Source organism: Mesorhizobium sp. Ca11, from assembly GCF_020165275.1.
Classification (GTDB): Bacteria; Pseudomonadota; Alphaproteobacteria; order Rhizobiales; family Rhizobiaceae; genus Mesorhizobium.
Genome location: NZ_JAIUHU010000027.1, coordinates 1 through 14,801 on the forward strand (window position 1 = coordinate 1; position 14,801 = coordinate 14,801).

A 14,801-nucleotide genomic window follows, 5' to 3' on the forward strand; every position below is an offset into this window, starting at 1 on the left:
AAGCTCCTGGTCGTCCTCAACGCTATCATTCGCGACAAAACCGCATTCGCGTGAACACAGTTGCCATGCCGTGACGTTAAGGCGTTGCAGCGGTTACAGAATCTTCTGCACCGTTGCATTTCCCGGCAGAATTTATGGCATGGATTCTAGGGTCTGCGCGCGTCGCTCCGCTCCTTGCTCCGCCCTAGAATGACGACGTCACCGGAGTTCCCACAGCCGGAAAGCTGACGGTCACGCCGAGGCCCGGATCGCGGTCCTCGAGCGTTATCGCGGCGCCATGCAGGTCCGCCACCGCCTTGACCAGGCTGAGGCCCAAGCCGCTGCCCGGCGTCGTGCGGCTGGCATCGAGCCGATAGAGCCGGCGGAACACTTTTTCGCGCTCCTCGGCGGGAATGCCCGGGCCATTGTCGCGGACATGAATGAGGACGTGGTTGCCTGCCCCGGTCACCGAGAGCTCGATCGCGGTGCCCGGCGGGCAATGCCTGAGCGCGTTCTCGACCAGATTGGCCAACATCTGCATGAGCAGGTCGCGGTCGCCGTGCACGTACCATTTTGTATCCGGAACGATCACGGTGGACAGCGACTTGCCGTCGTCCTCGGCGACATCGGCATAGACTTCGCCGATGGTCTCGACCACCGGCCCGACGTCGAGGTCGACGAAGCGCGCCTTGCGGGCGCCGGCTTCGATCTGGGCGATGCGCAGCAGCGCGTCGAACGTGCTGTTGATCTGCTGACTTTCGGCACGGGCGTCGGTCAGCTCGGCCGAGACATCCTCGCCCGACACCGTCTTGTCGGCGGCGGATTCCAGGATCATCTGCAGCCGATTGAGCGGCGTCTTGAGATCATGGGCGATGTTGGCGCTCACCTCCCGCATGCCGTCGACCAGCGCAGACAGGCGATCGAGCGCGGAATTCACCTGGGCAGAGACGGCGTCGATGTCGTCGCCATTGCCGGTCAGCGGGATGCGTGCGTCGAGGCGCCCATGCGAGACATCGTCCATGGTGTCGGCGATGCCATCGAGGCGCCGCTGGACGCGCGAGGCAAGCACGGCGCCGCCGCCGATCGCCAGGACGGTGATGAAGAGCGTGGCCCAGCCGAAGCTCATCAACACGATCCTTTCCAGATCCTCGGTTTCCGAAAGCGAGAAGGCGACCGTCAGCTTGTTGCCGCCGACCGTGCCCGAATAGGCGCGATATTGGGTATCGGGCGGCACGCCCGGCAAGTCGGCGGCGAACATGGAAAAGCCGTCCGGCAGACTGGAGGCGGTGAAATCCCCGGCGAGACGGTTGCCGTTCCGATCGGTGAGGGAAAAGATTTCGTCCTTGTCCTGGCTGAACTGGGCATGGTCCCTGACGGTTGAAACGAGATCCTCCTCGTCGCCCTCGGCATGGGTCGCGGCAATCAGCGAATAGGTCTCCTTGATCGATTGATCGAGCTGCCTGGCGAGCGAGGCGCTCATCAGCTGATAGACAATCGCGCCCGACAGGATGAAGGCCAGCAGGAACAGGAACGCGAAGGTCAGCGCCAGCCGGAACGGCGTGCTGCGCAGCAGGCTGGAGCGCGTCCCGCTCATGCGATCGCGGAAGCGGTTGGCCGCCCCGCGATTGCGGAGGCAAGATCAGGCCGGGACATGCAGGCTGTAGCCGGTGTTGCGCACGGTGTGGATCAACGGCACGTCGAAGGGCCTGTCGACCTTGGCCCTGAGCCGGCTGATATGCGTCTCGACGACACTGGTCTTGGGGTCGAAATGAAAATCCCAGACGCGCTCGAGCAACATGGTGCGGGTGATGACGCGGCCCTCGCCGCGCATCAGCACTTCGAGCAGGCTGAACTCGCGCGGCTGCAGGTCGATCGGCTGGCCCTGCCTGGTGACGCGGCGCTGGATAAGGTCCATTTCGAGGTCGGCGACACGCAAAGCCGTCTTCTGCTCCTGCGCCGCCGGCCGGCGGCCGAGCGCATGGATGCGGGCAAGCAGCTCGGAAAAGGCGAAGGGCTTGACGAGATAGTCGTCGCCGCCGGCCTCGAGGCCCTCGACCCGGTCGTCGACGCCGCCGATCGAGGTCAGGAAAATAGCCGGCGTGCGGATGCCGGCGGCACGCACCGCCTTGATCATCGACAGGCCGTCGAGGCCGGGCACCATGCGGTCGGCGACGATCACGTCATAGGCGTTGCGGGTCGCGGCGAAGAGCCCGTCATGACCGTCGCGCAAGAGATCGCAGACATGGCCGGCCTCGGTCAGTCCCCTGATGATATAATCCGCGGTTCTCGGATCGTCTTCAACAAGCAGAAGTCGCATTGTCCGGTGCCGTCCTTGCCACCTCAACCATTTGTTTTTACGAGCTTTCAGACCGAGTGCCGCTACACATTTTTGCGAGGGACAGCCGATATCCGTCGCGACCGCCGACGGCAGCGGCGAAGAACCGGGCGGCCGGCGGCGAGAGCGACCTCATGGTCGTCCCGCGCTCGCGCCCAGCGTGAGAAGAAGCTCGTCCAGTTGCCCGAACGTCTCGCCCATCGCATCGGCCGCCCCGGTGCCGGCAGCGTCGAGAGCTTCTTTCGAGGGATAGAGCTCGTGCATCACCAGCAGCGTCTTGCCACCCTTTTCCTCGAAGGTCACCGTGGTGACGGGTCCACCGTCGCCGCCTTCGTCATTGGTCCAGGCGAGGCGCGAGTACGGCACCACTTCGATATACCGGCCGAAGAACTCGGCGGGGTTCGAGGCATCATGGCCGAACGCCAAACGGTACCCGCCTCCGACGCGAACATCCATCTCGCAGGAACGCAGGATCATGCCCATAGACTTGGGCGCCCACCACCGCTTGAACAGTTCGGGCTTGGTCCACGCCTCGAACACGATGCGTGCGGGGGCGTCGAAGGTTCGCGTAACGACCAGCTCACGGTCGGACCTCCGTTCTACCGTCGTGCGAGCAGGCTCACTCCGTTCCATCGACTTCCTCCTTCCGTTTCAGTTCCTCGACAACCTTGTCCAGCTCTTCGAAGCGTGCGTCCCAAAGCCGGCGGTAGCTCTCGATCCAAGCCGCCTCTTCCTCCAGTCCGCGCAGGCCGAGCGTGCAGGTCCGCACCCGCCCGGCTTTCCGGGTGGTGACGAGCCCCGCCTGTTCCAAGACGCCGATATGCTTCTTCATGCCTGTGAGGGTCATGTGGAATTTCTCGGCAAGGTCCGTGATCGAGGCCTCCGCGCGTCCGAGCTGCTCCAGAACGCCGCGCCGGGTGGCGTCCGAGAGCGCGGCGAACGAGACATCGAGGCGGGACTTCGAATACTGAACCATTTGGTTCAGTATCTAGCGCATCGTTGAGCGGCGCGCAAGGGGATAGCGGGCGGGCTGCGCTGCCGGCCCTCCCGGACCGAGCCAGTCTCGCTGCTGCAGCTTACGGTCGATCGCGACATGCTCTAGTCGAGGAGCGCCAGCTCGTCTTCGTCGATCAGTTTTCTCAGCTTCATATGGAGAACGATGGCCACGATGCAGCCGAGGAAAATCAGGCTGGTGAAGGTGGCGCCGAAGCCCAGCCCGCCATAGTCGACCGGATGCGAGAGCAGGTCGCCGAAGGAGGCGCCGAACGGCCGGGTCAGGATATAGGCAAGCCAGAAGGCGAGGACGCTGTTCAGGCCGAGGAAGAACCAGGCAAAAGCGATCGCCGCGATCACGCCGCCAAAGATGAGGCCGGTAGCGAGATAGCCGATATCGAAGCGCTCGGCCACCAGATCGCCGGCAGCCGTGCCGAGCGAGAAGGTGAAGAGGATCGCTAGCCAGTAGAAGATCTCGCGCCTGGCGGTGAAGATGGTGTGGATCGAGAGGGTCCTTTCGCTGGCATACCAGACCGCGAAAGTCAGTGCGAGGGCGACCGAGAAGACGATGGTCGTTGTCTCCAGCCGCACGCCGAAATCGTCGATGAGGTTGTCTGCGACCAGGGTGCCGACGACGCTGATCAGCACGACGGCGAGCCAATAGGCCCAAGGTACATAGCGTTTCTGCGCGAATTGCAGGACGAGCGCGACGATGAGGATGCCGCCCATGATCAAGGACGTGACAGCAAGGCCGAGGCCGAGCTTCACGGCGAGGTAGTCGGCCGCCGTCTTGCCCATGGTCACCGCCATGATCTTGACCAGCCAGAAATCGATGGTGACGTCCGGGACGCGGTTGGGGGCGAGGTTGTCGGCTTGAGAGATCATGGCGCGATCCGTTGTTCGTTCGAGCCGCCTCGAATTCCGTATGGCGGCGACGCCCAAATTAGGCAGGCGAATTCACCGCGGCCTGTCCGCGTTCTTACAAATTCGTAAGGTTGGCCAAAAACATCCGCCGAGCCTCGTCATGCCGCCAGCGAAGAGATAGACAAGCCTTGGCGCCCCCTGGCTGCGCCGGAGCGGTGAGAAGAATGGCATCCCCCAAATCGACGCCGAATGCGTTCGACCAGCACAAGCGCCTGATCGTCGTGCAGCTGGCCGCCGTGCTTGCCGTCATCCTGCTCCTGTTCAGCAAGCCGGCGTTGGCCGAGGGCTCGGACGGTCATGAGATCGTCGAGACGATCGGCTTCGCGATGGTGCTGATCTGCTTTGTCGGCCGGCTGTGGAGCATCCTGTTCGTCGGCGGCAGGAAGAATGACGAGCTGATCGTGTCCGGTCCGTTCTCGATGACCCGCAACCCGCTCTATTTCTTCTCGACCGTCGGCACTGCCGGCATCGGGCTGATGTTCGGCTCGCTGCTCGCGGCCGCGCTGCTCGGCCTGGCGAGCTTCCTCGTCTTCCGCTTCACCGCGCGCAAGGAGGCGGAGTATCTCGCCGGCAAGTTCGGTGCGGCTTACGCGGCCTATGCCGAACGCACGCCGTCCTTCTGGCCGAATCCGCTGCTTTACCGCGACGAGGCGCAGTGGCTGTTTTCGACCGGCGCGCTGCGGAACACGTTCCGCGACGGGCTCTATTTCCTGGCTTTGTTTCCGGTGATCGAGGCGGTCGAGTATTTGCGCCTCAGCGGCGACCTGCCGACGCTCTTTACCGTTTACTAGTTCCATCGCGATCGTCATTCTAGGGCGGAGCAAGGAGCGGAGCGACGCGCGCAGACCCTAGAATCCATTCCGTGACTTCCAAGCGCTGCCGCAGTGCAGAATTCTGCTCCGCTGCGTTCCTTGGCCAAGGTCACGGAATGGATTCCAGGGTCTCCGCGACGCCGCTTTGCGGCTGCTCCGCCCTGGAATGACGAGGCTGGGGCGGCTCCGCCAATCTCCAGCGGTTGCGCAGCTTCACCGGAATAAACCCCGGTCAGCGCGCCTTGCCGCGCACGGCGCGGCGCGTGCTCTGCAGAAGAATTGCCAGGCAGCCGACGAGAAGCAGGAGGCCGCCGATGAGCGGCGGCAGCCCCAAGAACTTCACCGCGGCGGCGATCAGCGCGATCAGGATCAGCGCGAGCAGGGCGAGATTGCCGTCGTCGACGAACATGCCGACGAGTTCCTTGAAGACGAGACGGATCATCGGGCAGCTCCTTCGGCGGGTGCCGGGTAGGCGCCGCGCAGCCGACGCACGATGGCGAAGGATGCGGCGGCAATGACGGCGAAGATGGCGAGCAGAGCGAGATCGGCGCCCGGCCACTCGGCACCGAGGCCCTCGCCAGTCCAGAACACGCCGAAGCTGGTCAGCATCAGGCCGACGACGAATTTCAGTGCATTCTCGGGCACGCGGGCTAAAGGACGATGCACGGCAAGGCCGATCAGCATCACCAGCACGAAGGCCGCCAGCGCGCCGAGGCCGGCATAGAGAGTCTGCCCGTGCGCGGCGCCGACGGCGATGACGATGAATACCACTTCGACGCCTTCGAGCAGCACCGCCTTGAACGACGCGACGGCCGCCAGATAGTCGGCGCGGCGGTCAGCGGCCTGCCGCTGCAAGGCGGCCGTCTCCTTGGAGAAAGCCCGCTCCTCGTCATGCAGCGCGATGACGCCGACGCTGCGCAGGATCGCCTTCCTCAGCCAGCGCATGCCGAACAGGATCAAAAGCACGCCGACCACGAATTGCAGGACGGCGATGGGGACGAGCGCCAGCAGCGGTCCGAATGCCAGCACCAGCGCCGCGAGCAAGATGAGCGCCAGGGCGGCGCCGGTCAGAGCGGGGCGCCAGCCTCGGGTCACGCCGACGGCGAGCACGATGGTGAAGGCTTCGACCACTTCGACGAAGGACGCCAGGAAAGAGGCCGTCACGGTGGAAAATGTCAGGCCATGCATCCAGGCTTCGTCCAATGCTTGGGAATCATCGGGTGGCGTGAACGATACAGCGCTTCGGCGGCGGCGAAAATGCCAGGGATGATCCTCTCTGGTATCGCGTGGGGCAAGGGCGGCGGCAGCGGACTTCTGGAGAACTCATTGACGGTCTGTATCCGTTCGGTGTCCGTTGTATCGCGGCGCTGCCCTGGCTATCTGCTGGAGCAACAAGAAGTTTTAAGCGGTCGATGGGCCGCTCCAGCAGGAATGGAGCTATGAAGAAGATCGGATTTCTGTCGTTCGGGCATTGGTCGCCCTCGCCGCAGTCGGGCACGCGCTCGGGCGCAGACGCGCTGCTGCAGTCGATCGACCTCGCGGTCGCGGCCGAGGAACTCGGCGCCGACGGCGCCTATTTTCGCGTCCACCATTTTGCCCGGCAGCTCGCCTCGCCGTTTCCGTTGCTTGCCGCCGCCGGCGCCAAGACCCGGCGTATCGAGCTCGGCACCGCCGTCATCGATATGCGCTACGAAAACCCGCTCTATATGGCCGAGGATGCGGGCGCTGCCGACCTGATCGCCGGCGGGCGTCTGCAGTTGGGCATCAGCCGCGGCTCGCCCGAGCAGGTGATCGACGGTTGGCGCTATTTCGGCTATGTGCCGGAAGAGGGCAAGAGCGACGCCGACATGGCACGCCGGCACTCCGAGATCTTCCTCGACCTGTTGCGCGGCGAGGGCTTTGCCCAGCCCAATCCGCGGCCGATGTTCCCCAACCCGCCCGGCCTGCTCAGGCTCGAGCCGTTCTCGGCCGGCCTGCGCGAACGCATCTGGTGGGGCGCGGCCACCGACGCCACCGCCGTGTGGGCGGCCAAGCTCGGCATGAATCTGCAAAGCTCGACGCTGAAATTCGATGAGACCGGCGAGCCGCTGCATGTCCAGCAAGCCAAGCAGATAAAAGCCTACCGCGCCGCCTGGAAGGAAGCAGGCCATGCCAGGGAGCCGCGCGTCTCGGTCAGCCGCAGCATCTTCGCTCTCGTCAACGACATGGACCGCGCCTATTTCGGCGGCAGCGAGGGCGAGGACCATTTTGGCTATATCGAGCCGGAGAAGCGCGCCGTGTTCGGCCGCACCTATGCCGCCGAGCCGGACGTGCTTATCGAGCAGTTGAAGGAGGATCAGGCGATCGCCGAGGCCGACACGCTGCTGCTCACCGTGCCCAACCAACTGGGCGTCGACTACAACGCCCATGTCATCGAGTCGATCCTGAAGCACGTCGCGCCGGCGCTGGGCTGGCGGTGAGGTGGCGAAAACCGCAAAACGCGTAATCTCCCCCGCAAGGGGGGAAATCAGACTTCACGCCGGCTTTCGCCAATCACCAACGTCAGCCATGGCACCGCCTTCCCTCTCGTCCTTCCCTCGACGTTGACATCTGATAAAATAGCAATCTACTTTGGCGCGTAATCGGTTACGTAACCGATTACGGCTCAATCAAGTGGAGGAGACTAATGAGCAAGATTTCGGACACGCATGGGCTTGGCCCGTTCTCGCGCCGCCAGTTCCTGAAGACCAGCGCCTTGGCTGCCGGCGCGCTGGCGCTGCCGCTCGGACCAGTTCTCGCCGCCGACAAGCCGAAGGTCGGCCTGGTCATGAAGTCCCTGGCCAACGAGTTCTTCAAGCAGATGCAGGCTGGCGCGGAGGAGTATGCGGCCAAGAACAAGGACAAGTTCGATTTCGCCGCCGTCGGCATGAAGGACGAGCGCGACTTCGCCGCGCAGGTCGACGCCATCGAGAACTTCATCACCCAGAACTACAACATCATCGTCGTCGCCCCGGCCGATTCGAAAGCCATGGTTACGCCGGTCGCCAAGGCGCTGAAGGCCGGCATCAAGGTCATCAACATCGACGTTGCGCTCGACACCGAGGCCAAGAAGAAGGCAGGCATCGACCTCGCCTTCTTCGGCCCGGACAACCGCGCTGGCGCCAAGCTGGCCGGCGACGCGCTCGGCAAGGCGCTGGGCAAGGGCGGCAAGGTTGTCATCCTCGAGGGCAATCCTGAGGCCGACAACGCCAAGCAGCGTAAGCTCGGCTTCGATGATTCGGTGAAGGAATACGGCCTCGACCTGCTCGACTCCAAGACCGCGCATTGGGAGACCGAGGAAGCCAACACGCTGATGACCAACTTCCTCACCCAGCATCCCGACATTCAGGGCGTGATGGCGGCCAACGACTCCATGGCGCTCGGCGTCGTCAAGGCGATCGACGCGGCAGGCAAGTCCGGCCAGATCAAGGTCGTCGGCTTCGACAACATCCCGGCCGTCGGTCCGCTGCTGAAGGAAGACAAGATGCTCGCCACCGTCGAGCAGTATGGCGCGAAGATGGCGGCGATGGGCATCGACTACGGCCTGCGCGAGCTGGCCGGCGAGAAATTCTCCGGCTGGGTCAAGACCGACGTCAAGCTGGTCACCGCATGAGGCGAGCCGGGGCGCCGGCGCTCCCTTCCGGCGCCAGGCTTCGTCTCTCTCGTCACCGCCGCCGCCAGTTCCGGCGGCGGTGACGGAGCACCCGCCGCTGTCGTCGCCGACGGGCACGGTTTAGGATTCTGCCGCCCATGGATGCGATTCTCTCTCTTGAAAGGGTCGGAAAGATCTTTCCCGGCGCCGTCGCGCTGAGCGACGTGTCGCTGTCGATCGCGCGCGGCGAGACCCATATCATCCTGGGCGAGAACGGCGCCGGCAAGTCGACGCTGATCAAGCTCTTGGCCGGCATCTACCAGCCGGACTCCGGCAGGATTGCCTTCAACAGCCAGCCCTACCAGCCGAAGACGCCGCATGACGCGCAGCAGAGCGGCATCCGCATCGTGCATCAGGAGCTCAATCTTCTGCCCTATCTCAGCATCGCCGAGAATCTGATGCTGGAAAGCCTGCCGCGCCGCGCCTTCGGCATCGTCGACCGCAAGGCGCTCAACAGCCGCGCGGCGGCGCTGCTCAAGGAAGTCGGGCTCGACATCGATCCGCGGATACGCGTCGAGGCGCTCGGCGTCGCGCAGATGCAGCTGGTCGAGATCGCCAAGGCGCTGAGCTACAACTCGAAGCTTCTGGTGCTCGACGAGCCGACGGCGACGCTGACGCCGCCGGAGATCGAGCGGCTGTTTTCCATCATCAAGCGGCTGAAGGCCAAGGGTGTCACCATCATCTACATCTCGCACCGGCTGCATGAGGTGTTCGAGATCGGCGACCGCGTGACCGTCTTGCGGAACGGCAGGCTGGTCGCGACGCGCGACCTGCACGGCCTCACCGTGCCCGACCTGGTGCGCATGATGATCGGCCGCGACATCGCCGACGAATACGGTTTCGATGCCAGGGTCGTGCCGGGCAAGGTGGCGCTCAGCGTCGCCAATCTGAAGCGCGACGCCTCCACCCCGGAGATATCGTTCGCCGTACGCCATGGCGAGATCCTCGGCGTCGCCGGCCTGGTCGGCAGCGGCCGAACGGAAGCAATGCGGGCGCTGTTCGGCGCCGATCCGAAGCTCGACGGTGTCGTCGAGATCGACGGCAAGCCGGTGGCGATCGCCGCGCCGAAGGACGCGGTGCGGCACGGCTTGAGCCTGCTTACCGAAGACCGCAAGGGCCAGGGCCTTCTGCTCGACATGGCCGTCGACAAGAACATCACCATCACCGATCTCAGCAAAATCTCGCGCAACGGGCTGCTCAACCGAAGGACGGAGGCTGCGGCCGCCAACGATCTCGTCGGCCAGCTGCGCGTCAAGGCAAGCTCGATCGAGCAGGCGGTGCGCAATCTCTCCGGCGGCAACCAGCAGAAGGTGGTGCTGGCCAAATGGCTGTTCCGCGGCACCTCCACGCTGATCCTCGACGAGCCGACGCGCGGCGTCGACATCGGCGCCCGGCGCGAGATCTACCAGCTGCTGTGGATGCTGGCGGCGCGGCAGAAGGGCATCATCATGGTGTCGTCCGACCTGCCTGAATTGATGGGCATGTGCCACCGCATCATCGTCTTTTCGAAAAACAAGATCGTCGGCGAGGTGCCGCGATCCGAATTCGACCAGGAGCGCATCCTGTCGCTCGCCTATCAGGAGTATGTGCGACCATGAGCGAGACGTCCGAGATAGCCGTGGCGGCGCCTGTTTCTCCGGGCCGGGCGAAGTTCCTGCGCTTCCTGGTGCGCGATGCCGGCGTGCTCCTGGCGCTGGTGCTGATCACGCTGTTCTTCTCGGCCACCGCCCCTTATTTCGCCACCTCCGGCAACGCGCTGAAGATCTTCGTGCAGATCGCGATCAACACGGTGCTGGCGGCCGGCATGACCTTCGTCATCCTCACCGGCGGCATCGACCTTTCGGTCGGCTCGGTGCTGGCGCTGTGCACCGTGGTCGGCGCCACCGTCATGATAAACGAGAGCCTGTCGCCGGCCGTCGCGATCACGCTGGCGCTGCTTGCCTGCATGGCGACGGGTGCAGTGTGCGGCTTCCTCAATGGCTGGATCTCGACGCGCTGGAAGATCCCGTCCTTCATCGTAACGCTGGGTATGCTCAACATGGCCGCGGGCGCCGCGCGCGTGGTCAGCGACAATTCGACCATCACCGGCCTGCCGCAGAGTTTTGTGGATTTCGGCAATCTGATCATCGGCGGCTTCCTGCCGTCGATCTTCCTGGTCGCGGTGCTGGTGATCGCCGCCGGCTGGTTCGTGCTGCGCTTCACCGTCTTCGGCCGCATGATCTTCGCCGTCGGCACCAATGACGAGGCGGTGCGGCTGTCTGGCCACAATCCGGATTTCTACAAGGTCGCCGCGTTCACCATCAGCGGGCTCACCGCCGGCATCGCGGCCATGGTCTATCTGTTGCGCCTCAACATCGGTAGCCCGATCGCCGGCGTGGGCTACGAGCTCAACGCGATTGCCGCCGTCATCATCGGCGGCACCAGCCTCAGCGGCGGCAAGGGCTCGATCATCGGCACGCTGGTCGGCGCCTGCATCCTGCAGGTGCTTTCCACCGGATTGCAGCTGCTCGGCGTCGGCGACAATTTCAAACCGATCGTGATTGGCCTTGTCATTGTGCTCGCGGTCATCCTAGACGCGTACCGGGAGAGGCTGTTGCGGAAAATCCGCTGAGGGGAACGGGCCATGACGACGATTGCCGATGTCGCGCGCCGTGCGGGGGTGTCCGTCGCCACCGTCTCGCATGTGATGAACCATACGCGTCATGTCGAGCCGGAAACGGCCGAGCGCGTGCGCGCCGCGATCGCGGCGCTGCGCTACAGCCCGAACTCGGTGGCGAGGAGTCTCAGGCGCGGCGAAACCAAGACCATCGGCCTGCTTCTTCCCGACAATTCCAACCCGTTCTTCGCCAGCGTGGCGCGGCAGATCGAGGATGCCGGCTTCGTTTCCGGCTACACGGTGATCCTGTGCAACTCCGACGGCAATGCCGAGAAGGAGGAGCGCTATCTCTCGGTGCTGATGGCCAAGCAGATCGACGGGCTGATCTTCGCCGGCTCGTCCGACCATGCGCGGGTGTTCGCCCGCCTCTTGCCCAGCGTGCCGGCGGTGCTGCTCGACCGCGAGATCCAGTCGGTCAATGTCGATTCGGTGCTGGTCGACCACGACCATGGCGGCTATCTCGCCGGGAAATACCTGGCCGGGCTCGGCCACAGGAAGATCGGCGTCATCGGCGGTCCGCGCGATTCGAGCTCCAGCCCGGCCCGCCTGCGCGGTTTTGTCCGCGCGCTTGGCGAAGCAGGCGTTGAGCTGCCGGCGTCCTCAATCGTCGATTCCGACTATCATTTCGCCGGCGGCCGCCTAGCGATGGAGCAGCTTATGGTACAGGCGGCCGGCATCACCGCGGTGTTCGCCTGCAACGACCTGATGGCCATGGGCGCGGTCACGGCGCTGCGCTCGCGGGGCATGCACGTTCCCGACGACATGTCGATGATCGGCTTCGACGACATTCCCTACGCCGTCACCACCTGGCCGCCGCTGACGACGATCGCGCAGCCGGTGGAAAAGATCGGCACGCTGGCGGTGAGCCTGCTGCTCGAGAGGCTGGGCGAGCCGGAAGCGCCGTCAAGGCGCGAGGTGCTGGCGCCGGTGCTGGTGGAGAGGGAAAGCTGCGCGGCGCGGGGGTAGTCTGGCAATCGACGACGTAGGCACTGCCCCCGCTCCGTCTCGGCGCTGCGCGCCGATCCACCTCTCCGCCATTTCATCTATGGCATGCACACCTTTCAAAGCGGCCGGCCTTTGACGATAGCGTGCATGGCAGCGCGCTGGTCGACCCCCACTCCGTCTCGGCTTCGCCGAGCCACCTCTCCCCCGATCGACGGGGTAGAGGAAAGGCGCCAAGCCTTTTGCCGTCAGCGCCCGTCCAGCTCCCTTCCTTTCCCTCCGGAGGGGGGAAAGGTGGCGCTGCGAAGCAGCGACGGATTGGGGGAACCACGTGGCAATCAAGCGTCGGCCTGATCAGTCGCGCCAGTCACAGAAGATGTGCATGGGGCGAGGAAACGCTAATCGCCGAGGGCGCGGCCTTCATAAGCTTGGAGACGGAGAGGAGGAGCGCTCTATGCGATTATCCCGCCGTATGAAATCGCCTCAGCGAACCGCCTCAGGCCGCCGGCTGCATGGCGGCTCTCAGCAGCATGCCGAACAGGTCGCGCGGCTCGTCGGGGTCGGCGAGCAGGTCGAGCTCCTCATAGAGGCCGGTGGCCTGGAGCTGGTCGCGGACGTAGCGCAGCGCGGAAAAATCTTCCGTGGCGAAGCCGACGGAATCGAACAGCGTGATCTGCTCGGACGTCTTGCGGCCCTCGGCCTTCCCGGTCATCACCTGCCACAGCTCCGTCACCGGATGATCGGCGTCGAGCTGCTGGATCTCGCCCTCGATGCGCGTCTGCGGCGGGAACTCGACGAAGATGTCGGAGCGCAGAAGGATGTCGCGGTGCAGCTCGGTCTTGCCGGGGCAGTCGCCGCCGACCGCGTTGATATGGACGCCGGCGCCGACCACGTTGTCGGTGAGGATCGTGGCATACTGCTTGTCGGCGGTCACCGTGGTGATGATGTCGACGCCTTCCACGGCATCCTGCCCGGTCGAGCAGATGGTGACATCGAACCCCTTGCCGGCGAGGTTGCGGGCGCATTTTTCCGAGGCCGAGCGGTCGATGTCATAGAGCCGCAGCCGGTCGATGCCGATGAGCGCCTTGAAGGCGATGGCCTGGAATTCGGACTGGGCGCCATTGCCGATGATGGCCATGGCGCGGGAGTTCTTCGGCGCCAGGTATTTTGCCGCTACCGCCGAGGTGGCCGCCGTGCGCAGCGCCGTCAGGATGGTCATTTCGGTCAACAGCATCGGATAGCCGGAGCCGACATCGGCGAGGACGCCGAAAGCGGTTACGGTCTGGCGTCCTTCGCGCATGTTCTTCGGATGGCCGTTGACATATTTGAAGCCGTACATCTTGCCGTCGCTGGTCGGCATCAGCTCGATGACGCCGTCATGGCTGTGCGAGGCGATGCGCGGCGTCTTGTCGAACAGCTCCCAGCGGCGGAAATCCTCCTCGATATAGGCGGCGAGCTCGGTGAGGAAGCGCTCGACGCCGATGGCGAGCACCAGCTTCATCATGCGATCGACGCTGACAAAGGGAACGATGGCAAGGCGCGAAGGCTGGGTCATGATCAGAGGTTTCCGGAATGGCTGCGGGTCGGGCGATCCATGATGCGGCGGCCCATCAGGCTGGCGGTGAGGTCGACCATCAGGGTGGCGGTACGGCCGCGCTCGTCGAGGAAGGGGTTCAATTCGACCAGGTCGAGGCTTGAGACGAGGCCTGAGTCGGACAGCATCTCCATCACCAGATGCGCCTCGCGGAAGGTGGCGCCGCCGGGAACGGTGGTGCCGACGGCGGGCGCGATCGAGGGGTCGAGGAAATCGACGTCGAGGCTGACATGCAAGAGCCCGTTCTCCTTCTCGACGCGGGCCAGGAAGGCGCGCAGCAGAGGCGCGATGCCGTGCTCGTCGATGGCGCGCATGTCGTGCACGGTGACGCCGGCTTCAGTGAGCGCGCGGCGCTCGGCCGGATCGACGCTGCGCAGGCCGATGGCGCAGATGCGGGCCGGGTCGACCGCTTGCGGCAGATCCGGGAAATAGCCCTGAAAACCGGCCTGGCCGCTGGCATAGGCGAGCGGCACGCCGTGCAGATTGCCGCTGGTGGTGGTGTCGAGCGTGTGGAAATCGGGATGTGCGTCGAGCCACAGCACGAAGAGCGGCCGTCCGCGCTCGGCCGCGCGGCGCGCCACGCCCGACATGGTGCCGGCGGAGATCGAATGGTCGCCGCCGAGGAAGATCGGCATGGCGTCCCGCGAAGCCGCGTAGGCGGTCTCGGCGATCGCCGCCGTCCAGGCGGAGATCTCCGGCAGCGCCTTCAGCGCGAGATTGCCGTGCGCCACGGGCCGCGCCGCGGCTTTCTCGACCGCGCCCCAGTCCTCGACCTCGTGGCCGAGCTCGGCCAGCACCGAGACCAGCCCTGCCGTGCGCAGCGCGCTCGGCCCCATCTCGCATCCCATCCTGCCCGCGCCGTCCTGCACCGGCGCGCCGACGATCCTGCAGCGCAT

15 protein-coding genes are annotated in these 14,801 nt (G+C 65.0%); 6 read left to right on the plus strand and 9 right to left on the minus strand.

Annotated features, from left to right (window positions below; all coding sequences use genetic code 11):
• Positions 1–184: 184 nt before the first annotated feature.
• The 5 genes from LB538_RS28070 to LB538_RS28090 form a co-directional block, all read right to left on the minus strand.
• The gene (locus LB538_RS28070) at positions 185–1,573 is read right to left on the minus strand and encodes a sensor histidine kinase (RefSeq protein ID WP_224532520.1); all 1,389 of its coding nucleotides are present in this window, start codon (positions 1,571–1,573) and stop codon (positions 185–187) included.
• A 45-nt stretch (positions 1,574–1,618) separates the two neighbouring features.
• On the minus strand, positions 1,619–2,296 hold the full coding sequence (locus LB538_RS28075; RefSeq protein ID WP_095769853.1) for a winged helix-turn-helix domain-containing protein: 678 nt from the start codon (positions 2,294–2,296) through the stop codon (positions 1,619–1,621).
• A gap of 150 nt (positions 2,297–2,446) precedes the next feature.
• On the minus strand, positions 2,447–2,947 hold the full coding sequence (locus LB538_RS28080; RefSeq protein WP_224532519.1) for an SRPBCC domain-containing protein: 501 nt from the start codon (positions 2,945–2,947) through the stop codon (positions 2,447–2,449).
• Positions 2,934–3,290 (minus strand): ArsR/SmtB family transcription factor, encoded by a 357-nt coding sequence (locus tag LB538_RS28085; protein WP_224532518.1) that lies wholly within the window; start codon positions 3,288–3,290, stop codon positions 2,934–2,936. Before LB538_RS28085 ends, LB538_RS28080 begins: the two co-directional genes overlap by 14 nt.
• Before the next feature lie 122 nt (positions 3,291–3,412).
• Positions 3,413–4,192 (minus strand): hypothetical protein, encoded by a 780-nt coding sequence (locus LB538_RS28090; protein ID WP_224532517.1) that lies wholly within the window; start codon positions 4,190–4,192, stop codon positions 3,413–3,415.
• Between the two features lie 203 nt (positions 4,193–4,395).
• Here LB538_RS28090 and LB538_RS28095 point away from each other — a divergent pair, with 203 nt between their 5' ends.
• Positions 4,396–5,022, plus strand: a complete 627-nt coding sequence (locus LB538_RS28095) for a methyltransferase family protein (protein ID WP_224532516.1) — start codon at positions 4,396–4,398, stop codon at positions 5,020–5,022.
• 253 nt (positions 5,023–5,275) lie between these two features.
• Here LB538_RS28095 and LB538_RS28100 read toward each other — a convergent pair whose 3' ends face one another.
• Positions 5,276–5,485, minus strand: coding sequence for a hypothetical protein (locus LB538_RS28100; protein ID WP_224532515.1), 210 nt, complete (start codon positions 5,483–5,485; stop codon positions 5,276–5,278).
• Positions 5,482–6,231, minus strand: a complete 750-nt coding sequence (locus LB538_RS28105) for a COG4280 domain-containing protein (protein WP_224532514.1) — start codon at positions 6,229–6,231, stop codon at positions 5,482–5,484. The genes LB538_RS28100 and LB538_RS28105 overlap by 4 nt, the downstream gene beginning before the upstream one ends.
• A gap of 251 nt (positions 6,232–6,482) precedes the next feature.
• Here LB538_RS28105 and LB538_RS28110 point away from each other — a divergent pair, with 251 nt between their 5' ends.
• The 5 genes from LB538_RS28110 to LB538_RS28130 all read left to right on the plus strand — a co-directional run bounded on the left by LB538_RS28110 (position 6,483) and on the right by LB538_RS28130 (position 12,335).
• Positions 6,483–7,502 (plus strand): LLM class flavin-dependent oxidoreductase, encoded by a 1,020-nt coding sequence (locus tag LB538_RS28110; protein WP_224532513.1) that lies wholly within the window; start codon positions 6,483–6,485, stop codon positions 7,500–7,502.
• A 206-nt stretch (positions 7,503–7,708) separates the two neighbouring features.
• Positions 7,709–8,674, plus strand: a complete 966-nt coding sequence (locus LB538_RS28115; protein ID WP_224532512.1) for a sugar ABC transporter substrate-binding protein — start codon at positions 7,709–7,711, stop codon at positions 8,672–8,674.
• Positions 8,675–8,811: 137 nt separating this feature from the next.
• Complete coding sequence (locus LB538_RS28120) at positions 8,812–10,311, plus strand: sugar ABC transporter ATP-binding protein (RefSeq protein WP_224532511.1); 1,500 nt, start codon at positions 8,812–8,814, stop codon at positions 10,309–10,311.
• Positions 10,308–11,324, plus strand: a complete 1,017-nt coding sequence (locus LB538_RS28125; protein ID WP_140845941.1) for an ABC transporter permease — start codon at positions 10,308–10,310, stop codon at positions 11,322–11,324. Before LB538_RS28120 ends, LB538_RS28125 begins: the two co-directional genes overlap by 4 nt.
• Positions 11,325–11,336: 12 nt before the next feature.
• Positions 11,337–12,335, plus strand: a complete 999-nt coding sequence (locus tag LB538_RS28130; protein ID WP_224532510.1) for a LacI family DNA-binding transcriptional regulator — start codon at positions 11,337–11,339, stop codon at positions 12,333–12,335.
• Between the two features lie 472 nt (positions 12,336–12,807).
• On the opposite strand, the gene LB538_RS28135 is transcribed toward LB538_RS28130, so the two are convergent.
• Together LB538_RS28135 and rocF are read right to left on the minus strand one after the other, a co-directional pair.
• Positions 12,808–13,866, minus strand: coding sequence for an ornithine cyclodeaminase (locus tag LB538_RS28135; protein ID WP_224532509.1), 1,059 nt, complete (start codon positions 13,864–13,866; stop codon positions 12,808–12,810).
• A 2-nt stretch (positions 13,867–13,868) separates the two neighbouring features.
• Positions 13,869–14,801: an arginase gene (rocF, locus tag LB538_RS28140; RefSeq protein ID WP_224532508.1), complete on the minus strand. Its 933-nt coding sequence runs from the start codon at positions 14,799–14,801 to the stop codon at positions 13,869–13,871.